This window comes from Dactylosporangium sp. NBC_01737, assembly GCF_035963215.1.
Taxonomy (GTDB): Bacteria; Actinomycetota; Actinomycetes; order Mycobacteriales; family Micromonosporaceae; genus Dactylosporangium.
In genome coordinates this window covers 10,745,480-10,767,100 of record NZ_CP109153.1, presented here as the reverse complement: position 1 = coordinate 10,767,100, position 21,621 = coordinate 10,745,480, and the positions used below count along the sequence as shown (strand labels likewise).

At 68.2% G+C, this 21,621-nt stretch carries 25 protein-coding genes and 1 pseudogene; 12 read left to right on the top strand and 14 right to left on the bottom strand.

Annotated elements, in window-relative coordinates:
* Positions 1-8 precede the first annotated feature (8 nt).
* From OHA72_RS49535 to OHA72_RS49525, 3 genes and pseudogenes are all read left to right on the top strand, one after another.
* Positions 9-431 (top strand): hypothetical protein, encoded by a 423-nt coding sequence (locus tag OHA72_RS49535; protein WP_327003054.1) that lies wholly within the window; start codon positions 9-11, stop codon positions 429-431.
* 224 nt (positions 432-655) lie between these two features.
* Positions 656-783 (top strand): annotated as a pseudogene (locus OHA72_RS49530).
* Between the two features lie 152 nt (positions 784-935).
* A complete protein-coding gene (locus tag OHA72_RS49525; RefSeq protein WP_327003053.1) occupies positions 936-2,186 on the top strand; it encodes an endo-1,4-beta-xylanase in 1,251 nt (416 codons plus the stop codon).
* Positions 2,187-2,371: 185 nt separating this feature from the next.
* On the opposite strand, the gene OHA72_RS49520 is transcribed toward OHA72_RS49525, so the two are convergent.
* A complete protein-coding gene (locus OHA72_RS49520) occupies positions 2,372-3,469 on the bottom strand; it encodes a hypothetical protein (protein ID WP_327003052.1) in 1,098 nt (365 codons plus the stop codon).
* A gap of 178 nt (positions 3,470-3,647) precedes the next feature.
* Here OHA72_RS49520 and OHA72_RS49515 point away from each other — a divergent pair, with 178 nt between their 5' ends.
* Positions 3,648-4,307: a Type 1 glutamine amidotransferase-like domain-containing protein gene (locus OHA72_RS49515; protein WP_327003051.1), complete on the top strand. Its 660-nt coding sequence runs from the start codon at positions 3,648-3,650 to the stop codon at positions 4,305-4,307.
* Between the two features lie 192 nt (positions 4,308-4,499).
* Entirely contained in the window at positions 4,500-4,706 is a 207-nt protein-coding gene (locus tag OHA72_RS49510) for a hypothetical protein (RefSeq protein ID WP_327003050.1), read from the top strand.
* 463 nt (positions 4,707-5,169) lie between these two features.
* Here OHA72_RS49510 and OHA72_RS49505 read toward each other — a convergent pair whose 3' ends face one another.
* The gene (locus OHA72_RS49505; protein WP_327003049.1) at positions 5,170-6,438 is read right to left on the bottom strand and encodes a lanthionine synthetase LanC family protein; all 1,269 of its coding nucleotides are present in this window, start codon (positions 6,436-6,438) and stop codon (positions 5,170-5,172) included.
* A gap of 552 nt (positions 6,439-6,990) precedes the next feature.
* The gene (locus tag OHA72_RS49500; RefSeq protein ID WP_327003048.1) at positions 6,991-7,470 is read right to left on the bottom strand and encodes a DUF1877 family protein; all 480 of its coding nucleotides are present in this window, start codon (positions 7,468-7,470) and stop codon (positions 6,991-6,993) included.
* A gap of 137 nt (positions 7,471-7,607) precedes the next feature.
* Between OHA72_RS49500 and OHA72_RS49495 the strand changes: the two genes are divergently transcribed.
* Positions 7,608-7,808: a ClpX C4-type zinc finger protein gene (locus tag OHA72_RS49495; protein ID WP_327003047.1), complete on the top strand. Its 201-nt coding sequence runs from the start codon at positions 7,608-7,610 to the stop codon at positions 7,806-7,808.
* Positions 7,809-7,862: 54 nt separating this feature from the next.
* Here the strand turns inward: OHA72_RS49495 and OHA72_RS49490 are convergent, their stop codons facing one another.
* Both OHA72_RS49490 and OHA72_RS49485 read right to left on the bottom strand, forming a co-directional pair.
* Entirely contained in the window at positions 7,863-8,108 is a 246-nt protein-coding gene (locus tag OHA72_RS49490) for a DUF2283 domain-containing protein (protein WP_327003046.1), read from the bottom strand.
* Between the two features lie 679 nt (positions 8,109-8,787).
* Positions 8,788-9,084 carry a Dabb family protein gene (locus OHA72_RS49485; protein WP_327003045.1) on the bottom strand — a complete coding sequence of 99 codons (297 nt, stop codon included), beginning with the start codon at positions 9,082-9,084 and terminating at the stop codon, positions 8,788-8,790.
* 295 nt (positions 9,085-9,379) lie between these two features.
* On the opposite strand from OHA72_RS49485, the gene OHA72_RS49480 reads away from it, so the two are divergent.
* The 5 genes from OHA72_RS49480 (at position 9,380) to OHA72_RS49460 (ending at position 11,993) form a co-directional block, all read left to right on the top strand.
* Positions 9,380-9,850: a UPF0158 family protein gene (locus OHA72_RS49480; protein ID WP_327003044.1), complete on the top strand. Its 471-nt coding sequence runs from the start codon at positions 9,380-9,382 to the stop codon at positions 9,848-9,850.
* A 180-nt stretch (positions 9,851-10,030) separates the two neighbouring features.
* Positions 10,031-10,225 (top strand): hypothetical protein, encoded by a 195-nt coding sequence (locus OHA72_RS49475; RefSeq protein ID WP_327003043.1) that lies wholly within the window; start codon positions 10,031-10,033, stop codon positions 10,223-10,225.
* A gap of 51 nt (positions 10,226-10,276) precedes the next feature.
* On the top strand, positions 10,277-10,708 hold the full coding sequence (locus OHA72_RS49470; RefSeq protein WP_327002334.1) for a hypothetical protein: 432 nt from the start codon (positions 10,277-10,279) through the stop codon (positions 10,706-10,708).
* A gap of 41 nt (positions 10,709-10,749) precedes the next feature.
* Positions 10,750-11,703 (top strand): DDE-type integrase/transposase/recombinase, encoded by a 954-nt coding sequence (locus OHA72_RS49465; RefSeq protein ID WP_327002333.1) that lies wholly within the window; start codon positions 10,750-10,752, stop codon positions 11,701-11,703.
* Positions 11,704-11,741: 38 nt separating this feature from the next.
* The gene (locus OHA72_RS49460) at positions 11,742-11,993 is read left to right on the top strand and encodes a hypothetical protein (protein ID WP_327003042.1); all 252 of its coding nucleotides are present in this window, start codon (positions 11,742-11,744) and stop codon (positions 11,991-11,993) included.
* Positions 11,994-12,134: 141 nt separating this feature from the next.
* Here OHA72_RS49460 and OHA72_RS49455 read toward each other — a convergent pair whose 3' ends face one another.
* From OHA72_RS49455 to OHA72_RS49430, 6 genes are all read right to left on the bottom strand, one after another.
* On the bottom strand, positions 12,135-12,458 hold the full coding sequence (locus tag OHA72_RS49455) for a hypothetical protein (RefSeq protein WP_327003041.1): 324 nt from the start codon (positions 12,456-12,458) through the stop codon (positions 12,135-12,137).
* A 101-nt stretch (positions 12,459-12,559) separates the two neighbouring features.
* A complete protein-coding gene (locus OHA72_RS49450; protein ID WP_327003040.1) occupies positions 12,560-12,703 on the bottom strand; it encodes a hypothetical protein in 144 nt (47 codons plus the stop codon).
* 888 nt (positions 12,704-13,591) lie between these two features.
* Positions 13,592-13,957, bottom strand: coding sequence for a hypothetical protein (locus tag OHA72_RS49445; RefSeq protein ID WP_327003039.1), 366 nt, complete (start codon positions 13,955-13,957; stop codon positions 13,592-13,594).
* A 474-nt stretch (positions 13,958-14,431) separates the two neighbouring features.
* Positions 14,432-15,904, bottom strand: a complete 1,473-nt coding sequence (locus OHA72_RS49440) for a dolichyl-phosphate-mannose--protein mannosyltransferase (protein WP_327003038.1) — start codon at positions 15,902-15,904, stop codon at positions 14,432-14,434.
* Between the two features lie 89 nt (positions 15,905-15,993).
* Positions 15,994-16,374, bottom strand: a complete 381-nt coding sequence (locus tag OHA72_RS49435; RefSeq protein WP_327003037.1) for a hypothetical protein — start codon at positions 16,372-16,374, stop codon at positions 15,994-15,996.
* Positions 16,371-16,883, bottom strand: a complete 513-nt coding sequence (locus OHA72_RS49430; RefSeq protein WP_327003036.1) for a SigE family RNA polymerase sigma factor — start codon at positions 16,881-16,883, stop codon at positions 16,371-16,373. The genes OHA72_RS49435 and OHA72_RS49430 overlap by 4 nt, the downstream gene beginning before the upstream one ends.
* 585 nt (positions 16,884-17,468) lie before the next feature.
* Between OHA72_RS49430 and OHA72_RS49425 the strand changes: the two genes are divergently transcribed.
* Entirely contained in the window at positions 17,469-17,918 is a 450-nt protein-coding gene (locus OHA72_RS49425) for an Imm10 family immunity protein (RefSeq protein WP_327003035.1), read from the top strand.
* 366 nt (positions 17,919-18,284) lie between these two features.
* On the opposite strand, the gene OHA72_RS49420 is transcribed toward OHA72_RS49425, so the two are convergent.
* The 3 genes from OHA72_RS49420 to OHA72_RS49410 all read right to left on the bottom strand — a co-directional run bounded on the left by OHA72_RS49420 (position 18,285) and on the right by OHA72_RS49410 (position 21,530).
* A complete protein-coding gene (locus tag OHA72_RS49420; RefSeq protein ID WP_327003034.1) occupies positions 18,285-18,575 on the bottom strand; it encodes a hypothetical protein in 291 nt (96 codons plus the stop codon).
* A gap of 52 nt (positions 18,576-18,627) precedes the next feature.
* Positions 18,628-19,167, bottom strand: a complete 540-nt coding sequence (locus OHA72_RS49415; RefSeq protein WP_327003033.1) for a hypothetical protein — start codon at positions 19,165-19,167, stop codon at positions 18,628-18,630.
* 722 nt (positions 19,168-19,889) lie between these two features.
* Positions 19,890-21,530 carry a hypothetical protein gene (locus OHA72_RS49410; RefSeq protein ID WP_327003032.1) on the bottom strand — a complete coding sequence of 547 codons (1,641 nt, stop codon included), beginning with the start codon at positions 21,528-21,530 and terminating at the stop codon, positions 19,890-19,892.
* Positions 21,531-21,621 lie beyond the last annotated feature (91 nt).

The following is a 21,621-nucleotide window of genomic DNA, read 5'->3' as shown; positions in this document are numbered from 1 at the left end:
TCGGGTCGGTGTCCCGGGACCAGGCCGCGGAGGCGTTCGGGTTCCTCGCGCCGCAGTTCCGCGGGCGCCGCAACGCCATCAAGGAACTGACCCACACCCAACCCGACTTCGTGTTCTGGATCCACCCGGACGGCCGGCTGCACGATGCCCGAGACGCCCACGCCCGCAACGTGCCACGCGGCTACGAACACATTCTCGACGACGAGCCCGACTACGGCGGGTTCCTCCGCGGACGGATCGTGACCTTCCGCGGCCGCCAGCTCGTGGTCGTCTACTGCCGGCCGACCGCGCTGGCCGTGGCCGGACCCCCACTCGCCCAGTTCCTGCGCGGACTTGCCGCGGTCCCTGTCCCGGTCGCCGACGACGCCCTCGTCATCAGCGACAACGCCGACCTGTACGGCACCGTCGCCGACCTCGCCGCCCGCACCTGAACCCACCCACAAGATCATCCGCGTTCATCACCAGGGCTCACGCCGACAGCGCCGGCGGTCGCGCCAGCGAGGCCTCGACGCTCGCCGCGCACGCGGAGCGGCTCGTCACCAGCTGTCGCCGATCGGCCTGTATGACGCCTGCTGGTCCCAGTGGTCGACCGCGACCCTCGCGGCGCCCCAGTAATCCGGGTGCTGGACCGGCGCGGGTTCGGCGATACTGCGGCGGGCCGGTGGCAGAGCCGGGTTATCGCAGCGCTGACGAGCCGGCAGCCGGGTACGCACGGCGGCTCGCAGGCGCGTGGGGCCGCTGGCGTGCCATGCCCCACCGGGGGTTCAAATCCCCTCCGGCCCGCAACGCCCTCGCGCAGCTCGACCTGAACCCCGTGCACCGATCATCCCGGGCGGCGGCTCGGCCTACGCTTGTGCTCGGCCACTCGCCCGCACCACTGTCGGGTCGCCACGGAAGCCCGCTGGCGCATTCACGCACGGAGGTCCGCTGAACTCATGGACGACACGTTCAGGCACCGCACCGGGGAGGTCGAGCTGTCCGTCCTCACGCCCGACGGCCGGCCCGCCCCGGACCGGACGGTGACCGTGGCGCAGCAGCGTCACGCGTTCGCGTTCGGCAACATCGGCTTCGACTTCGTCTCGCTCGTCGGCGGTCCCGCGCCGGCCGGCGGCGAGGACGTCGAGACGTTCGGGCGGGCCGGTCGGCTCGACCTCGACCGGGCCGGTGAGCTGTGGCTCAATCTGTTCAACACCTCGACGCTGCCGTTCTACTGGGGCGGCTACGAGCCGCGCCGCGGCACGCCGGACACCGCGCGGCTGACCGCCACCGCCCGCTGGTTCGCCGAGCGCGGCGTCGCCGTCAAGGGCCATCCCCTCGTCTGGCACACCGTGCAGCCGCCGTGGCTGCTGGGCCTGGGTCTGGACGAGGTGGAGCGCCTGCTGCGGGCCCGTATCCGCGACCTCGCCGGCGGGTTCGCCGGACTGATCGACACCTGGGACGCCATCAACGAGGCCGTCATCATGCCGGTGTTCGCCAACGGGGAGAACGCCATCACGCCGCTGGCACGGGCCCGTGGCCGCATCCACATGGTGCGGATGGCGTTCGAGGAGGCCCGCGCCGCCAACCCGGCGGCGACGCTGGTGCTCAACGACTTCGACCTGTCCTCGGCGTTCGAGTGCCTGATCGAGGGCGTGCTGGAGGCGGGCGTGCGCATCGACGCGATCGGCCTGCAGACCCACATGCACCAGGGGTACCGCGGCGAGGAGTACATCATCGGCGTCCTGGACCGGTTCGCCAGGTACGGCCTGCCGCTGCACATGACGGAGACCACGCTGGTGTCGGGAAACCTGATGCCGTCGGACATCGAGGACCTCAACGACTACCGGATCCCGGAGTGGCCGAGCACCCCCGACGGCGAATCGCGCCAGGCCGACGACGTGGTCCGCCACTACCGGACGCTGTTCGCGCACCCGGCGGTACAGGCGGTCAACTACTGGGGACTCACGGACGACGGGGCCTGGCTCGGCGCCCCGGGCGGCCTGGTGCGCGCAGACGGCACCCGCAAGCCGTCGTACGACGCCCTGGAGTCCCTCATCAAGGGCGAATGGTGGCTGCCACCGACCGGCATGCGCACCTCCGCGGACGGCACGCTCACCGTCCGTGCCTTCCTCGGCGACTACACCATCGACGGTGTCCCGTTCACCGTCACCGCGGGCCGCACGGCGCAGGCGGTCACGCTCGCCTGACCGCTCGGTCGCCGCGGATGCGCAGCGCAGCGGCGGCGAACTCGTCCTGCAGTGAGAACAGCTCGGACATCGGCGCCGGTCCGCGGGTGGTGGCGGCAAGGTCCTGCCGTGCTTCACGGGACCACAGGAACGGATGGACCGTGATGCCGTGCGGCAGCGGCGGCGCGGGCCCGCACGCAGGTCGGTCAGAGCAGGCCGCGTTCGCGCAACCGAGCCAACCGGCCGGGCGGCAGGCAGTCGGCCAGATTCCGTTCCAGGTCAGCCAGTTCAAGGTCGACCGCGTACACCACGAAGTCGTCGGCGACCGGCAGCGTGTCCGACCAGTCGCGCTGGTTGAGCCGTGCCGCCACCGCGCACAACAGTCGCCGGCCGACCTCGGATCCGGCGGCGGCGTCGACGTCGTCGGCGTTGAGCAGCGCAAGCTCCTGCCGTACCAGCCGAACCGATGGGGCATCGTCGAGGTTGACATCGGCGCCGGCCTCGAAGTCGGCCGGCGACCATGCGGCCTGGGCGTCGGCCGCCGCCAGGGCGACACGCTCGTCCTCGGTGGCCGCATACACCTCGAACGACAGCGCGTCCGACCGGACGTAGCCCAGCGCGACGCAGGCGGCCGAGCCGTCGATCTCCAAGCCCGCCAGGGCGTCCGGGATCAGCGTGAGGAAAGCGTCCTCGAGGGCCCGGCACGCCGCGGCGAGGTCGAATCCGGCCGGCGGCCGCTGGTAGCGCACTTCGGACCGGCGGCCCGTCACCTCGACGACGCGGGCCAGGCCGCCCTCGTCGTGCTCGGCCGTCAGCACCGAAGCCGCCCGGCCGTCGTGTTCGATCTCGACACGACTGATGCGCCCACCGGTGTATGTGTACGACTCCCGCCCCGACCCGTGCCGCGCGACCATGCCGGCCGAACGCATCAGCCCGTCCTCGAAACGGTACTCGTGCAGGAAGATGGGCCCGTCAGTATCGAAGTGCGCCGCCTCGACCACCTCGCCGTCGTAGTGGACGAAGGTCTCGTAGTACAGGCGGCCGTGAAGAAAGCCGCTGTACTCCTCGGTCACCACCGCGCGGCCCTCGGCATCGAACCCGATGCGCAGGACATCCCGATCCACCGGCGGCCGGACGTCCAACCGGCGGCCGGCCTTGAGCAGGTCCCGTTCGAAATGCAACGGACGAAGATCCAGACCAGGCCAGGTGTACCACTCCCAGCGCCCAACGAGCGAAGTCGCCACTCGTTTCCGGGACTCGTACTCGCCAGCGAGCTGAGCGAACCGCCCGGCAAGATCGACCATATCCGGAACCCTACCCCGACCGGCTCTGCGGAGCGTTCCTTCGTAGCCGACCGTCGGCCGAGGTCCAACACTCGATGGTCATGTCGACGGGCGCAGCGGGGTCCGAACTACGATGAGGCCAGGCTCGGTCCCTGGTCTTGCGGCAGATCCACCGTCGCCGCGCGAATTTGGAGGCGCCTTGAAACTCTTGCTCACGTCTGGCGGCGTCACGAACCCGAGCATCCGCTCGGCGCTCGTGCAGCTGCTCGGCAAGCCGATCGCCGAGTGCCGTGCCCTCTGCGTCCCGACAGCACAATGGGGTCACCCGATGTGCGGTCCGGCATCGGTGCGGGGCTTCGTGGCCGCCGAGCCCGACTTCCGGCACCTGTCCGGGCTGGGGTGGGCGTCGCTCGGTGTCCTCGAGCTCACCGCACTGCCCACCATCGGCGCGGAGCGGTGGATCCCGTGGATCCGGGAGGCAGACGTGCTCCTGGTCGACGGCGGCGACGCGACGTACCTGTGCCACTGGATGCGGGAGTCCGGGCTGGCCGATCTGCTGCCTTCGCTGCCCGACATGGTCTGGGTGGGCGTGAGTGCCGGCAGCATGGTGATGACGCCCCGGATCGGCGCGTACTTCGTCGAGTGGCCGTCCGCGCCGGACGACCGAACCCTGGGAGTCGTCGACTTCTCGATCTTCCCGCACCTGAACGCTTTCCCGACGAACACCCTGGCTGACGCTGAGCGGTGGGCCGCCGACATCGGCGTCCCGGCCTACGCCATCGACGAACAGACGGCCATCACGGTCGTCGACGGCTCCGTCGACGTGGTCTCCGAAGGGCAATGGACGAAGTTCGACTGATCCCCGCCCGGCGGCCATACCCGTCCCTCCCGGCAACCTCGACAAGGCCCCTACCTCGGCACTGAGCGCGGCGAGCACCGTCCGGCAAGATTTCCTCAGGATTCGCCGGGGCGGAAGTCCGTCCAAGCCTTTCGGGCGTCAATAAGGTACGGCCCTTTATGGTCGCCGGACCGCGCAGAAAGGTGACGACCGATGAGCGCACAGCCCAAGCGCATCCCGGGCCAGACCAACGCCGATTACTACGGCGGCCCCGACCCGAATGTGCAGTTCCTCGGTACCCACTCCCTGGTGGGCGGCGGCGACCCGTCCTGGGTGGGCCGCCTCTACAACGCCATTGCCGACCGCCTCGCCAATCGCCGCAAGGTCAAGAGCAAGCGGCATGGCAATGAACGGGACTGAGGGATAGGCAGCCGCTGCAAGTCAGCACGCTCCGGCACCTGGGCGGCGGCAAAGTTGGTCGACGGCATTTCGACCAACGCTCATGTGCATCAACGGATTCGAGGCGCGGCCGACGGCCGACGGACATGGCATGAGCCCTGCGCCGACCGTCGTGACGACCTGGCTCATCGACGAATCCTCCCGATAGGGGCCACCCGCAGCCACGCCGGCGGTTCCGCATCCGCTACGCCGCGATCCGCTCGTCATGAACCATCACCGGTCTGCCGATGTTGAACGCGCACACGTGCCGATGAGCGCGCACGTGACCTGTGCCGGCTTGGCAGGTAGCCGTGTCTTCGGCGAGGTCGCGTCATGGCACGATGGAGGCCCTCGCGGAGCGCGGCGCCGGCGCGGATTGTCTCGGCCGGTGCGCCGGCGGCCCCTCGCCGAGTCGCGCCGATGCAGGCGTTGCACGGAAATGGGATCAGTTTTGCGGGGATGTTGCCTGCCGTGGCGCGGCGGGAGGATGGTCTGGCCATGGCGCGGCGTACTCGGGATCCGCTCCACCGGTGACGCGAGTGAACCGCAACAGCTCACGAACGATCCCGGCGTTGCCCATCGTCCATCCGACGTGGGGCTCGAGCGTGCTGGGCCGCACGCGGTGCTCGTGATTTGACCAGCGCACCCCCTCGGCGTCGACGGTTGCCCGACTGACAAGGTCGTCGACCAGCACGTCGGCGAAATCGAGCGGCTGCGCATGCTCAACATGCCGGTCGCAGGCCAGCGCCAGAACTCCGGCCGTTCCACAGCAGCGGCCGTTGTTGTCCCAGAAGCCGGGGCGGATGCGGCGTGGCAGGCCGCAGTGGGAAACGGTGTGCCAGCATCGGTCGGCGAGAGCGGTCCAGGCAGTGTCCTGGGTGAGTGCACCGAGCAGCCGAAAGACCTGTGCATCGCCTGCGAGGCCGTTACACCAGCCGTAGCTGTAGCGCTCGACCAACTCGGGTTCGTGTTGCGGGTCGGAATGCGGGACAAGAAAGCCCGCCGGTCCCGCCTCGTCACGGGACACCACGTCGGCGGCGCCCGCCAGAGCCAACTCGATCAGGTCGTCGCGGCCTGCAGCGGCGCCCACGGCCGCGAGTGCGTACGCGATGCCTAGCGTTCCGTGGGCGAGGTGATGGGAGCGCGCGGGGCCGGGGCGAACCGCCCAGTTGACCCCGCCGGGGGTCGGGTCCGCGGTGTCGAGGTAAGGCACCACCGCGAGCAGGGCCAGCTCAAGGTCGCCGGCGTGCAGTGCACCCAGCGCGATCCCGGCGTTGCCGCCGAGCAACTCGAACATCTCGCCCCAGCGCCTGCCGTCGAAACGCGAACGCACGCGACGCAGTGCCCGGTCCGCTGCCCGGGCCGCCGGCTCGTCGCCGAGCAACCTGTGGACCGCGCGCAGGGCGACAGCCATACCGGTCAAGCCGAAATACAGCGAACAGTTCTCTTCGTCGTCGACCGCAGCGGTCAATACGGCTGCGCCGCGCAGGGCGGTATTGCCGTACCGATCGTCCCCGAAGTGCTGCTGAGCCTCCAACAACGCGAGCACGATCCCTGCCCCGCCGCTGTACAGCGTGTGGTCAGCCTGGTCGTCGATCGGGGTGCTCGCCCACGGCAGGCCAGCGTCGGTGCTACGCAGTGACCCGATCATCCAGTCCAGAGCATCCGCGGCCAGAGCCTCCGCTACTTCCTTACGCTCCACCTTCACCGCCACGGAAATCTGAGGATTCTCGGGAGGTTAGCAGTGCGGTCTGAGGCTGATGCCCTGCGGCACCGGTAGGCCGCTGGCGAGGCGCCTGTCGTGCAGGTCCTTTTCCCGCGGCCCCGGCCCGAACCCGCACCCCGGAGGTTGCGTCAACCGATGTGCGATGCTGACGCAGGGCGCGACACCGGTTCAGGCGTCTTTCCGGTGGATGGCGGCTTGCATCGTCTGGAGATTGGACTTCGGGCAATTCAGCTCTCACCATATTCCGCGGGTCCCGCAGCGCCTCACACCCGTACGCCTGGGCGCGACCACTGCTTCCTGGCATGCTCTTGTCCCCTTCACCTTCCGGATCCAGGTAAGCCATCGGACCCAAGAACCTCCCTCCGAGTTCTTCCCGGCTGCACCGGGGATACAACGAGGCGCTTCGTGGCGCACCACATCTGCCGCCGGTCGGGCGCATCGCTCGCTGGCGATAGTCACGCTCCGTCCGCCGCTTCGGCCGATCGGCCCTAGGGTCCGGTGCGGGCTGGTGCCGAGATGAGCGCGTCGAGCCGGTCCGACCTACTGATCAACAGTGAAGATCACCGAGCGTCCCGCAGCCGCGGCGCGCTTGTAGAAGTCGCGCACATCTTGCAGGTAGTGCCAGGTGTAGTCGAAGTCCTCGTCCTCCAGGACGCCTTGGTAGTCGTCCGGATCGATCAGGTCGTAGCGCTCGCGCAGCCACGCCTCCTCAACCGAGTCCAGCTCCGCGGCGACTGCGGGGACCTGGTCCGCGAGGACGTGCGCCACGATGTACTCCTCGCCCTCGTAGTGCTGCCCTCCGCCGAGCACCGCCAACTCCAGCGGCCCGCCACCGTACCGGCCAAGCTGCAGCGTGCCGTCGCTGAGGCAGCGGTGCATCGCATCCCAGGCCTTGTCCACCTCACACAACCAGTCCCGGTCCCACGCGCCCTCGACACCGGCGACGAAGGCACGGACCTCAACGTCATCGCGCGTGGCGACAAGAGCCTCGCCCTGTGACTCAGTCAGCGCGAAGAACACCCCACGACATGCCATGGACACAGATCGTACGACCGCCGACGAACACCGAGACTGACGCAGAAACAGGTGTTGTCGAGCCCAGGCGAACGGATCTGCCGCGGACAGTGCTCGCTGCACGGAGCCGATACTCTCGTCGGGTGGATGATCCGTCCCAGTTCAGCGACGTCACCTGTTCTCTGTGCGGCCGCCACAACCGGCAGGTCAGGGTCGTATCCACCGAGGCCGGGCCGATCATCTGCCAGGTGTGCGTCGCGAAGTGCGCTGAGATCTTCGATGAGGAGGTCGGGCTGACACCACCGCACGGCGGCTGGTCTCAGCGCTGGCCGTTGAAGAGCTAGAAAGTTCGATGTCGCACCATCCGCTCATGCCGCAATCCGCGCGCCACCGCACCGTTACTTGTCGGTCTGCATTGGCTCGGTGATGTCCTCGGCCATTGCGAGCAACTCCGGTGAAAGCTTCGTGCGCGCCGCTAGCACCTCGATTCCGACGAGGCAGCCGGACGCGTCGAAGTCCAGATTGATCATCCCGTCGACCTCGATCGGGTCGCACGCGTACATGCGGGCCACCCTGGCGCCTTCGGCGCCCGGCTTGAGATAGACGTAGGCGGCATTCGCCGCCTCATCGTAGGTGACCTTCAACTGAGCCATGCCACAGCGTCCCACAACGGCTGATCTCATTGCGCGGATGGCCTGCCGTAACATCACTTGGCGCTCGCTCATGCCGCTCTTCGAGCACCTGCGCGGAGGGGCTCGTCCTGCCTGTCGATGAGGGACTCCCGCGGAGGGAAGCTTCTCTGGTTGCCAGTAAGGTTCCCGCGTGCGCTACCTGACGCGGCAGTTCGCGATCGGTGCGCTGCGGCGCGGTAGCGGCATCGAGCAGCTTTGGGTGGTGCTGAGGTCGGTGGCGTGGCGGCGGTGCGATGGGTGGGCAGTCCGGTCGGCGTCGCCGGCACGGCGCGCTACCAGTCGTAGATGGCCCACCTGAGTGGGTGTTACCGCGTTGGTGGCCAGCGGGAATTTTCGCGGGTGGGCGGGGGACAGGCGAAGATCCGTGCGGCGATCTGCCCGCTGGGCCTGATGGTGGTTGCCGGCGACGCCCGCGTGCTACCGGCACCGCCGATGATGCGCGCCTGCCGGCGCTGCGGCCCGGATTGCCGATCACGGCCGAAGCGATCATTGACGCGTTGTGGGGGTGAGGTCCCGGCAGGCGGCTAAGGTCCGTACGACCTGGGTCGTCCGGCGATGGGCTGGGAACTCGGCGTTGATGGGCTCATTCATGTTTGTAGCCGTGCGTTTCGGAAGGCGGTTGCGGGAGTCGTCAGCGGGCGACGAAGTCATACTCCTGGAAGGTGGCGACCTCGGTCTGCCATCGGGTCTCGACGAACTCGATGTGCGCCGGATGCACGTTGTATGCGTCGTAGGCGGCCTGGTCGGCGAAGACCATCGAGAACTGCCAGGTGAGATCGCTTTTGGGGCTGACCTGCCGCTTGACCGCGAAGTCAGTGACGCCGGGGATGGAGGTCAGTGTCGCCCGCCCGGTCTCGAGGAACTCGACCTCGGCGGTCGATCCCGGCTCGTGGACGAGCCGGAAGACGACGGTGTGCTGGATGGACATCAGGTCTCTGTCTCCGAACCTCGTGGGTACTGGCAGGCGGCCCGTGCCGCCCACTTCCGACAGGTTCTCATGCCGACCGGGACGGCAGTTCGTTGCCGGCACTGGATCCGCACTCATGCCAGACGGGCCGTTGCGGCCCGGGCCGGCTCCCAGCCGTCCGCTGCCGGCCCGCAGGCGAGCATGTCGAGCGAGCCCCTCAGACATCCGTTTCTGCCGCGACCAGCGCAGGCAACATCGATGGAAGTCGGCCCGTGGCCGCGCGGCCAGATTTATGTGCGGCGACTATCGTGGTCTGATGCTTGATCTGAGCAGCCTTGACCTGGAGGAGATCGCTACCGCTCTTGCGGACCAGACAGACTACGAGCACCGCTGGCTGATCAATCCGCAGACCGGAGACGTCGTGTTCTGGACTTCCGACACCGGGATCGACGGCCAGACACCCGTTGACCTCGATGATCTAGACCTGATCTGCATCGACCCGCTCCCGTCCTACATCTGGTACCAGGACATGGCTGACTTCGCCGAGCGGGTCAGCGATGACCGAACCGGACGGAGGCTGGCGCGGGCCATCGAGGGCAAGGGCGCCTTTCGTCGTTTCAAAGACGAGCTGCACCAAGAACATCCGCACCTGCTGCCGGCGTGGCACGCCTTCCGCGACGCCCGCGCCCAACGTCGCGCGGTCGACTGGCTCGTCGACAACTCGCTCATCGACGGCGACGCCGCCATACGGTTTGTAGATGACCACCCCGACCCCAATGTGCCATGATCCCCGGCGCCTCTTCCACCGACGATCTTGACTGCGTCAAGCGTGCACATCTGCCGCTGTAACCGCGCGGACGGCCCCTGCGGGACCGTTACGGACCGTATCAACGTGTCGATGGCGTGAGCGGTCGGACATGCCGATGAGCGATGACGCGTGGGTACCGCCCGGTGCAGAATCCTGATCATGCTGAGGAGATGGAAGCGGGCCAAGCCGAAAGCGACACCGGCACCCGATGAACCGGTTGCCCCGCCACCGGGACTCTCGATCGATCAGATCATCGCGCCGCTTACATCCAACATGGCCAACGCGGGAGACTTCAGCTTCGAAGCGATCAAGGCGTTAGGTAACGCGGTGCCCCTCCCTGTCAGGCTGTCGTGAGACACCCCGGCGATCGGGGTTGGCTTGTAGGGCGTGACTGGAGATGCGTACGTGAGCAGCAACAAGCAGGCGCCCGAGACCAACGGGTCCGGGCCGGTCGATCCGGCTCCGCGTCCGACCCGGCGTAGCTTCACCGCCGAGTACAAAGCAAAGGTGGTGGCCGAGTATGAGGCCGCGCCGCACGGCGAGAAGTCCGCGGTCCTGCGCCGGGAAGGATTGTTCCATTCCCACGTGCAGGAATGGACCCGTGCCCGCAACACCGCCACGCCGGCCGGACCGGCGAATGGTTCCGTCAACACGTCGGCGACGACGGCCCGCCTGTCGCGGGCCGAACGCGAGACCGAACGGTTACGCGCCGAGAATGCCCGGCTGAACGCGAAACTCGCCCAGACCCAGGCCGCGTTGTCGATCATGGGAAAAGCGCACGAGCTCTTGGCATCGCTGGCCGAGAGCACGGACACACCGCCGTCATCGAGCCGCTGATCGAACAAACCCTGAACGCCCTCACCGAGGCCGGCACGCCCGTGCGGACGGCCTGCCGGCTCGTCGGACGTTCGCGGGCCACCCACTACCGCCACGCCCGCGGCCCGGTCCTCGGACCCAGGCAACGACGTCAGCCGGGCCCGCAGGCACTGGACACCGCGGAGCGGGCCGCGGTCCTGCAAGTGATCAACCAGACCGGCTACGCCGAGTTGTCGATCGGGCAGATCTGGATCCGTGAACTCGACGAAAACCGTTACTGGTGCTCGCTTTCCAGCATGTACCGCATCGCCGCCGCCGCGGGACAGACGAGGGAGCGACGCCGTCAGGCCACCCACCCGGCCAAGGTCAAACCCGAACTCGTCGCCGACGCCCCGTCACAGGTCTGGACCTGGGACATCACCAAGCTCCGCGGACCGGCCAAAGGCGTCTGGTACCACCTGTACGTCCTGATCGACATCTACTCCCGCTACAACCCGGGCTGGATCCTCGCCGCCGCCGAGGACTCCGTCCTGGCCCGCGACTTCATCGACGAAGCCATCACCCGCAACGGCCAGATCCCGCACACCGTCCACGCCGACCGCGGCACCTCGATGACCTCCCAGCCGGTATCCGCGCTGCTGGCCAACCTCGGCGTCACCAGAACCCACTCCCGACCCCGGATATCGGATGACAACCCATTCTCCGAAGCGCAGTTCAAAACCCTGAAATACCTGCACGACTTCCCCGGCTCATTCCCGAACCTACCGGCCGCACGGGCGTTCTGCGACGGATTCTTCACCGAGTACAACCACGTCCACCGCCACTCCGGGATCGGCTGGCACACCCCGGCATCCGTGCACTTCGCGACCACCGGCCCGATCGACGCCGCCCGCCAGCACACCCTCGACACCGCCCAAGCCGCCCACCCCGAACGCTTCGCCCGACGACCCCGCCCGCCCCAGATCCCCGACCACAGCTGGATCAACCAACCAGCCGAGGAACTACAGAAGACTTGACATCAAATGTCTCATTTGACTTGACAGATACCGTGCCGATGTTCGTGACCAACAGCGGGGAGTCGCTGCTTGAGCTGTGGCTCGAGCCCTTCGGCCAGGACTTCTGGCTGCTGCCTGGCGAAACAGTCACGGTCACGTCCTACGGAACCTGGAATGACCACCCGTTCGAAACCCTCCACGAGCCCAATCAACTGACGGTCTGGGCCACGTCATGGTTCGCCACGGTCACCGATGGTACCGGCGCCGAGGTCCCCGGCGGCCGCAACCGGCCGCCGAAAGTCAGCGAATGACCGCAATGGTGCTGCGCGGATCTGCCGCGGCGGGAGCGCGGCGCCGGCGGCTGCCGCCGCCGTGCGACGGAAGGCTTGAACAGCTGGCAGGCGGCAAAGCAAGACTGAGCGGCCAGCCTCCCGCGCAGTACGTCGAGCCTCTTACAGCTCCCGGAACTGCAGCAGTGGGAGGGCGAGGTCCCAGAGGCTCTGCGCCAATTCGCCGGTCATGAACACGGGCTGGGTCAGCACCTGGTCACCCACGTGCTGAACGCGCATGAGAAGCCCCAGGTCGGGTGAACCGATGCGACCTTCGTACGTGTACGCCAGCAGCAGCCCTCGGGGCTCGGCGTGATCGCAGAGCCGGTCCTCGAACCGTGAGGGCGCCTGACCGACGAGGGCCCTGCCGGCCAGCGTGACTTGCGGTCCGGTGAGCGCGTCGACAGCAATGGCTGCGAGTTTGGAGCCAGCGTAGTACGTCCTCACGCCGAGTTCCCGGAACCAAGCATCCGGGAAGCGACTTCCCGCAGGATCCTGATTGATCAGGATCGGGGCCGTGTCGAGTGCGCAGCAAACCTGGTGACGGCTTACTCCGAAGCGCAGGGGCCGATGGCGATGAGCGGAGTGAAGTCCCAGTGCTGGCGTTCCGCCTGCGCCTTGACGTCCCACATGGCCATGATGATCCCATCCTGCCGTTCCTCGAGCGCTGTCAGCGCTCGGGGCAAGGGCACCGATTATCCATGATGTGCACCATCGAACGCCGAGGCGGCGGACTGGTCCTGGTGCGCGCGTGGCCGACCGCTCAGGGCAACTTCAAACGCGCACATCTGCCGCCGTTGGTGCGCAGCGGCTCGCCGACGAGCATCACGCTCTGTCGATCGCCGTCTGCAGCCTGACCCCCGGCCGATGCTCCCTCATGCCGATGTGCGCGCACCTGATCAGCGACTTGCGAGGTCCGACTCAAGCATCGGCGACGCCGATTCGGAACTTCTCCTGACGGTGTAGCAGGCCGTTCATCGTCGGTGCACGCGAACGAACCTGAAGGCTTGGGCCCGGCCGTATCGGCGAGTCGGAGCAGCGTTCTACGCTGGGTGTCGTGCCGACGGGTACCGAACCGATGCTGGCGCGTTTGCTTCGTGCGCGATTGCGTGACGTGGAAACGCTGGCCGGTGCCGAGGGCTTGCCGGAGAGCGGGCTCGCTGCCGTCGTGGACGGTGCCGATCCGTCGCCGTGGCTGCTGCGCCAGCTCGCACCGGCGCTCGGGTGGTATGCGTCGGACCTTTTCGTGATCGCTGGGGCGAGTCTTCCCGAGGATCTGGCGCCGGCGCCCGCCCGGTCGGTGCCAGCGTTGCTTCGCTGGTTTGGGCCTCGTCAACGTTCCAGAAGCCGGACGACGCGTTCATGGGCTGCTTCGCTTGGCACCGCGCGACGCGCAGCGGGCACGTCCTCCGGGCTCGGCACTCCACACTCCGCTGAGACCGGCTCCGGAGCCGCACTGTTGCGGCTGTTCGCCAACCGGAACATGAACCCTCTCGGCGGAGTCAAAGTGCTACGGGCGGCGGCTTCCGCCCAGCGCCCACCATGTTCAGCGTCGATGCCTGACCATGGGCCGAAGCCGGTCAACAGGTGGTGACCTGGTCGCCGCGTGCGCCGTGGTGCTCGACATCCCCCATTGGCGACTTCGCCGCGCAGGGAGTGTGTGGCTCGGCACGTTGGGTGATGTGGCCCGGCGGGAGATCAGCCAGGCCGGCAACTGAGGGGTCATCGAGCGCGATGTGGCTCATGCTGTCGACCAGGGCCGCCCCGGGCAGGTTCGGGTCGTTTACCCCGTCGCCGACAAGCCAGCTGTTGTCGCGGGTGTGGACAACCTCGCGAACCGGCTCCGCGCCGGTGAACACGGTGCGCTGCACGAGCGCACTGAGGTGGTGTGGAAAGCGACCGTCGGCAAACGGGAACTCGACGTCGCGGAACAACTCATGAGACACGCCGCGAGTATGGCTGTCTGCGTGTCGGCGGTCTCTGGCGACCGCATCACCGGGAGGCGTCGCCGCTTACAGGACCCAACCGCTCCACCGGCCAGGTCCACCGGAGCGCGGTCAAGTCCGTTTTGGACTCAAGTACCTCGCTGGTGATCGTCCACGTCCGAGAAACTGCGCCAGGCCGCCGGTACGGTGACCGCGTCGACGAACCGGTGACGTGCCGCGAGTGCGAGCAGGGCCGCCACGACAACGGCGACGATCCCGCCGACACCGGCCCGGGAGTCCCCGTCGGTGCCGGCCGACCGGATCTGTCGAGAACATTGTGCGGCACGCGAGAACGCATGGCTCACGCCCCGTCGTCGAGCCTTTCTCGCTTCGAGGACCAGGCGCGCGGTAGATCTCCGAGCGTCACGCCGGTGGTTGGAGTGCTGCTGAGCCGCAGCGTCGTTCGGCCGCGGTGCCCGCCGGATAGCGAGGCGGTCAGATCCAACGTGCACCGAGCCACATCCGGGCCATCCACTGTGCGTAGGTGATGGTGTCGCCGGTGTAGACCGGATAGAAGTAAGCGAAGTTGGCTGCTACCACGAGCACGTACCCTCCGGCCAGCACCGCACCGAGTGAGGATGCGGCTTTCGTGGACCGACGGATCAGGACCCCGGCCACGTAGACGACGCCCAGGATGAGGAAGGGTTCCGCGGGCGCGGCGTAGAAAGCGAACATGGTGCGGTCGAGCGCCTGGAAAGGCATCCACGGAACGATGCCGGCGCCCGCGCCGAGCCCGATCGCAGCAGCGCGCCAATCTCGGCGGCTGATGCCCAGCCACGCCAGGCCGACAAGGGCGGGGATGAAGGACCACCACAGTGCGGGGGTGCCGAGCATGAGCACCGTCGACATCGGACTCGTGGAGGTGCACGTCTCCGGGCAGGTCCACTGTACGAGGACGGGACGGCCGAGCAGCAGCCACTGCCACGGCCACGACTGGTAGCGGTGCGGGGTGCTGATGCCGTCGCTGGTGTGCAGCATCGCACGGTGGTAGTGGTAGAGGTTCTCCAGCGCGCCCAGGAACGGCGGTTCGGTCCGGCCCTGACTCTCGAGCCAATGCCGGCCCCAGCCGGTGTCCCCGGCCAGCCAGCCGCTCCAGGTGGCGAGATAGACGACCAACGCGATCGTGCCGAAGGCGAGCACCCAGCGGCTCTCCTCGCGCATCATGGCCCGCCACGGCCGGGACACTCCGCCACTCCGGCGGGCGCCGGCCTCCCAGAAACAGATCAGGACAACGAAGGCGAGGGCGTACCACACCCCGCTCCATTTGACCCCCATCGCGCATCCGGTCAGTACTGCTGCAGCCAGCCGCCACCACGGCATCGCCGACGGTGGCCAGTCGAGTCCCGCCCGCAATGCCCGCAGCCGCTGCAGCCGTCGCCGGTCGCGGTCCACGATGAGGCAGGCGAATGCGGCGAGCACGAACAGCAGCAGGAAGATGTCGAGCAATGCGAGCCTGGACAGCACGAGCTGCAGCCCGTCCAGTGCCGTCAGCAGCCCGGCCGCGCAGCCCAGTACCGTGGAGCGGAAGAGCCGGCGTGCGGCCCGGACGAGGATCAGCACCGCCAGCGTTCCGGCCAGCGCCGACGGGATCCGCCAGCCCAGCTCGTCGTAACCGAAGACCTGCTCCCCGATCGCGATGAGCCACTTGCCGAGCGGCGGGTGCACCACGTAGCCCGCGGAGTTGGTGGCCTCGTCCCATTCCACGCCATGCCGCAGCAGGTTGTGCGCGTCGGTGGCGTAGTAGATCTCGTCGAAGAGCTTTCCGCGCGGTTGATCGAGACGGAGCAGCCGAAGCGCCGCGGCGATCGCCACCACGAAAGCGGTGGCGGCCCATGATCCCCACCGGTCGGCCGGCATCGGCGGCGCGAGCCTCCGAACCGTGATCGCGGGCACGGTGACAGCGGGCACGCCGGCGGCAACTGTTGGCAGGCGCGCGAGGTCGGGGCCAGGCGCGGCGCTCTGCGGCGCCTCCACTGTCCCGCGCCGAGGGGGCCTTGTCACGACCGCCGAGTGGCCGGGCTCTGCCCCGCCGGTTCGGTGAGCGACGGCTTGGTGAGCGGTGGATCGACGTGGTTCGACCTGGACCGGGAGGTCTCCGGCAGCGCCGGTTCCGCCGTGCGCCGGGTGGGGACCGACACAGACTGGGACACGGTCAGCCCGGGGAGCGAGCCCGGACCTCGCGTACGGCCGGCGGCTGCCACAGCGACCGGGATGCCGATCAGCAGCGCTGCTACCAGGCTGATCGCAACGATCGAGATCGACAGCGTGCGGCGGCGCATGCGGCGTACCGTCGCCGGCATGAGGTCCGCCGCCCTTGCCTCGGTGGCCAGCTCCTTGAACGACTCGCGGACCAGGTCGTAGATAGCGTCGTCGTTCACGTCCGGGCCTCCGTGAGCCAGTGTTCGTCCCCGAGCAGCTCCCGCAGCCGGCTGACCGCGCGGTGCGTGCGGCTGCGCACTGTTCCGACCGAGCAGCCGAGCACCTGCGCGGCCTGAGTCTCGGTGAGGTCTTCGAAGAAGCGCAGCACCAGCACCGCCCGCTGGGCCGGGGGAAGCCGCAGCAGGTGTACGCGCATCGCCAGCCGCAGGTCGACATGCCCGCTCTGGTCCGCCAGCACCTCGCGCGGCGGCTCAACCAACAGCTCTCGCCCTCGGGCCGAGCGGCGCCAGCGGCTGACCTGCTCCCTGTACATGACGGTCCGGATGTACCCCTCCGGATCCTCATGGCGCAGGGTCGACCACCTCGTCGCCGTCTTGACCAGGGCATTCTGCACCAGATCCTCGGCGGCGTGCTGGTCACCGCCGCAGAGCAGGTAGGCGACCCGGATCAACGTCGGCGCACGGTCTGCGACAAAGGCACCGAACTGCCGCCGCGCGTACTCGTCCACCGGGTCTCCCTGCAGTTGGCCGTCACAAGTACAGACGCTTGAGGGCTCCGCTTCTATCCCTCGTCACAAGCAAGGGTCGGGACGGCAATGGATCCGGTGATGCGGCCGTCGGGCCTGCTGGTGAATCGCGCGGCAGCTCGGTCCTGAGCACGGCGGACACCGCCGGCCGGCCGGCTCGTGGTCTCCCGCCTTCCGGCAGCGACACGATATGGCCGCGAATGTTCGAAGTTCGGCCTTTTACTCGCCTGTTTGGTTCTGTCGGTGAGATTCGGAGCCCCGTGCTCGGCAGATTGGGCTCCACCCTGTGGGTGTGTCCGGCTGTGTCTGTGAGTTCGAGCGCCACTGCTGATCGTGGTGCGGTGCGATGATCGCGTTGTGTCGGTAGATGACAGCAGCTCCGAGCGGGATGAGCCCGAGGGTCAGGAGCGTCGGTCGGACGCGATTGGCTGGTTCCTGGGGGGCGCGGGTTCGTCGCCGCCGCCGTCGCGAGCGGTGATGGTTTCGGCGTTGACCGACGCGCATCGTGTGGTCAGGGCGCACCAGAACAGATATGGTGCCGTGCCTGCCTCCGCGAAGGGATCTTGAGTGGCCTGGAATGTCCATCGATCGCAGGTGACGCGGCACACCCGGCAAGAGGCCGGCCTGGCCTACTTGGCTGTCGCGCTCTTCATCGATTCGCCCGAGGGCGCGCGTTACATCGAGTTCCAGCTCGCAGACGAGCCAGATGATCGTAGCTGGGGCTACTGCGTAGTCGACGGCCCGCCAACCCGATTCCAGCCCGGCGACGGCATCGAGGAACTGGTGACGATGATGTCCAGCCACGCGTGCATGTACGGCGGCGTGACTTCAGCCCGTCTCGACGGCTCGAACCTTGTACTCGCGTTTGACGAGGAAGCTGCACACCTCTTTGGGTGGCCTCGTGAGCTGCCATTGCACCTCGACATCACCGACGAAGATCGAGACGCGTTGCGTGTCGGTCTCGCGGAAGTCCTTGCTGTAGGACCGAACGGCAAGGCGCCGATCGTCGTGCTCTGATGCACCAGCCGTGCGATGTGGCGTGGCAGGTGACCTGCGCTTTGTCTGCGAGTCTGAGCGCCATTGAGGTGTGTTCTCGATCGGGTGGATTGCGATGTCCGCCAGTTCCGGCGCCACCTGCGGCGGTGGGAACATCGGCTGGTCTGGGACGGGAGCTCGCCGATGTCGCGGATGTCGAAGGTCGAGTTGTTCGCTGCGATCCGCCGGGACTCCCGCGGTGGGCTGTCCGGTCGGATGATTGCGGCGAAGCCGTTACAGCGTCTGAGTCGCTCGGCGTGCCGGGTCTCCGTCGTGTCGGTGCGCGAGTGCCAGGTAGGCGGTTGCGTCGAGCCGTTTGCCTCAGCCGGTCGGAGGCGAGCGCGCTGGTCAGGTGCTGTAGGTGCCGTCCCACGGGGGGGTGAAGCCGAGCCGGTCGGGGTAGAGTTCGGCCCAGTCGCCACGATCTGGGTCGGATTCGTCAATCAGGCCGAACAGGACGCCGTCGCAGGTGAGGCGGAACGGCTGGATGGCGATGTCGCCGAACCGCGGCGCATCGAGCTCGTACAGGAGCCCGGTGAGGATTCGGTCGGCGGCGTCCGGGTCGGTGAGGTAGCGGCTGAGGGCGATCCGCCGAATCGTGGAGGACTCGTGCCGGCCGTCGTGGTCGAAGCGGTGCACATAGGTTGCGGTATCTGTCCGATGATCGGTGGTCGGCCTTGGTACGGTGCGGTCAGCCGCGGGGGATGGGCGTGTGGTTCGTGAGCTGGGTCGGCGTGAGTTGGGAGGCGCCGGTCGTGTCTTCGTGTGTTGGCCGGACTTCGAGCCATCGACCATCTTTGGAGACCCGTCCTCCCGCGATCGCGACGGCGCGGCACCGGGTCAGCACTATGAAACCGCCGATGAAGCACGCGAACATGAAGATGGCTAGGGCGTGCGCGGCTGAGCTGCCGGGTGGGACTGTGACGTTCGCGGCGAGGATGAGGATTGGCACGATCGGCAAACCGGCGCCGACCAGCAGCCGGTGCACGCGGCTGCGGCGGCATCCGGCGCACCAGGGCCAGTTCGGCGCAACGACGTCGTGACGGTTCCGCATGACGATGACGGCGAAGACAACCAGAGTGATCGCGAAGATGTACGCCCACGCGGGTGGCGCTGACACGAACCGCAGGTTCTTCTTCATCGTCAAAGCTGGCAGGCCGTGACGGGGACACAGCGGCGGAACGGCCGCGCCGGACATGACCTGATCGGCAGGCAGGCGAACGATCGGCATGGACGGCTCCTCCTGGTACGGCGGACGATCGGGAACCCTGCCAGAGGCTCGGTCGTCATTCCATCCCCCGATCGTCCTGTTGAGGCGGCCCGACATCGGCATCCGCTCTATGCCGCCGTTGGTGCGCGGCGACCGCTCCCTTGCCATCACGATCGGTGATCGACCTGGCAGCGCCGGTGGCTTCCTGAACTGCCGAGAAGCGGATGCCCCGATCTCAGCGCGCGGTACCGTGGGCACTCCCGCATCTGTGATCGACCGTGTGGCGGCGTTCCAGCGCCCGGCTGGACCGCGCGCGGGCATCACCGATCGCAGCGCTGCCGTGTGGCGGCCGGAGGACGTCGAGACGCGCAACGGCCGCACCGGCCGGTTCGAGCATCGCCTGTCTCGAGCCGACGCCCTGGTCGGCGGGCAGCCGCCGAGGGCCGCGTGGACTGCGTCGGTGGCGGCCATGGAGGCCGCGTTCGCCGCCGATGTGGCCTACCAGCTGCTGCGCCTACATCGCCGCCATGCGGATCGTCGCCGGCAACCTCGACGCCTGGGAACGCCGCCACCGCACCGAACTGGACACCATCCGGGCCGCCTGGCGGCAACGGGTCACCGACGCGGCCCGGCTGCCCCGCTGACCCCTCGCAACGCCCTCGGCGGTGGCCGGGGCGCGGAGATGATCACCCGAGCCTTTCCATCCACTGTGGAGCACCTTGGATGCCTGCCGTGCGGACGTCTCAGCGTGGCAGGTCGCCGGAGGTCACCCGGTCGGCTGCGGCTTGGAACAGGTCCGTGACCGGCCGGGTCACGAGATGCCATCGGTACGGCGGCTCCTGGTTCGGAGTGAAGCCATACAGCGTCGATTTCCATGCTTCGAAAGCGGGCACGAATTTCCGTTCGAGCCACGGTCCGGGGATGAAGTACTGGCGACCGGCGGGCCGGACGTCCTCGACAACCAGTTGGCGGCGGAGCAACTCCGAAGCGATCTGTGCCAGCTGTGCCGCGTCCCATCCGTTCCATCGAAGCAGGTGGGCGTCCGTCGGATCGGGCAGCGCCAGCAGTTGCAGGTACAGCGACGCGGCGACCAGCGGCAGCTCGAACCGCTGCGCGACGCGTTCGACGATGTGCGTAACGGACAGCAGGGCGTTCTGGTTGTAGGCACCCGGCGGAATCCCGCCGGTCTCCAACGTGTGGATCATGCGCTCGAACGCGGGGTCGAGCATGAGCCGGATCGAGATCGGGCTGTGATCGGGCATTACGTCAAGCGCGGGGTCATCCGGGCCGGTGATGAACGCCGGCCGCAGATGGTAGGTCGTCAGCCCGGATGGAAAGGTCTGCCCGGCGACGATGCCCGGCGGAAGCACGTCCGGTACGGATTCACGGCGGAGGAGAACGGTGCCGATCAGAAGGCTGGGGTTGCGCAGCCGGAGCCGGATCAGGTCGTACACCTGAGCGAGGTTCGCCCGGATCGGGTCGCCGGCGGGCAGATGGTAGGCCAGCCAGGCCAGGCCGCCTGCCGCGCTGGGCAGATGACGCTGGCTGAACGGCTCACCGCCGGCAGGAGCCCGGGTTATGACGGTGTCGACGTCGACACGGCATTCGCCGTCGTTGTGCAGCCAGTCGCCGGGCCTGGGTGAGGTGAAGGTGCGCAGGATGTCGGTCGGGAAGCCCATCACGGTACCGAGCTCGGCGAGGAGTTCCTCGCGCACCGGTACACGACGGCCTTGCACGGCGTTCCAAGTGGAGCACAGACGGCCGACGTCCAGCCCGTGCTCCCACAGCGCCGCCGCCTGGTCGGGCATCGCCGCGTCGAGCACCTGGACGCGGTGTGCGACAGGGACGGTCATCAGTTCCATCCTGCCGACCTTCGCCTCGCGCGCGGTCAGTTCCAGTACCGAGCGCTGCGTTTCGCAGAGGAACTCGTCCTCATCCCAATCGCGGATCGGTAGCCCCGCCAACATCAACGCGCTCTCTGCGCGGGTCAGGCCGGTGGTGGCACTGACCTGCGCGACAGCCTGCGACCGCCACAGAACCGGTCCGCGCTGCCGGAGTAATTCCAGCACCGCGCCAGCGACATCCCGGTACGCGGCGAGGTACCTCCGGTCCTGTTCACCGAGCTCGTCCGCAATGGCAAGCGCGTGCTCGAGTGCCTGCACGAGCACCTCGCGATGCACCGTCGGCGTCACCGCGGAGGTCGCGCGGATCAGCACCGCACCGATTCCCGCAGGCGAGCCACCCGCCTCACCGAGCAGCCAGCCGAAGGCGCCGGCATCCTCCGCGTACTCCGTGTCGTCCATATCCGTGCCAACCAATGCCTTCAACGCGTCCCACACGTCCGCATGAGGCTGTCCGACGCTCACCACCGTGCGATCATCCACCTCACCTCGAGCCGGGACAACCTGGCCACTCCACGCCATGTACTACGCCCAGTCGCGCGCGCTCATGCCGCCGTTGGCGCGCGGCGGCCGG

Excerpts from the sequence above, each read along its gene's own strand:
- OHA72_RS49525 (WP_327003053.1), top strand. The coding sequence starts at position 936 with ATGGACGACACGTTCAGGCACCGCACCGGGGAGGTCGAGCTGTCCGTC.
- OHA72_RS49520 (WP_327003052.1), bottom strand. The coding sequence starts at position 3,469 with ATGGTCGATCTTGCCGGGCGGTTCGCTCAGCTCGCTGGCGAGTACGAG.
- OHA72_RS49510 (WP_327003050.1), top strand. The coding sequence starts at position 4,500 with ATGAGCGCACAGCCCAAGCGCATCCCGGGCCAGACCAACGCCGATTAC.
- OHA72_RS49485 (WP_327003045.1), bottom strand. The coding sequence starts at position 9,084 with ATGTCCATCCAGCACACCGTCGTCTTCCGGCTCGTCCACGAGCCGGGA.
- OHA72_RS49480 (WP_327003044.1), top strand. The coding sequence starts at position 9,380 with ATGCTTGATCTGAGCAGCCTTGACCTGGAGGAGATCGCTACCGCTCTT.
- OHA72_RS49475 (WP_327003043.1), top strand. The coding sequence starts at position 10,031 with ATGCTGAGGAGATGGAAGCGGGCCAAGCCGAAAGCGACACCGGCACCC.
- OHA72_RS49460 (WP_327003042.1), top strand. The coding sequence starts at position 11,742 with ATGTTCGTGACCAACAGCGGGGAGTCGCTGCTTGAGCTGTGGCTCGAG.
- OHA72_RS49415 (WP_327003033.1), bottom strand. The coding sequence starts at position 19,167 with ATGCCGATCGTTCGCCTGCCTGCCGATCAGGTCATGTCCGGCGCGGCC.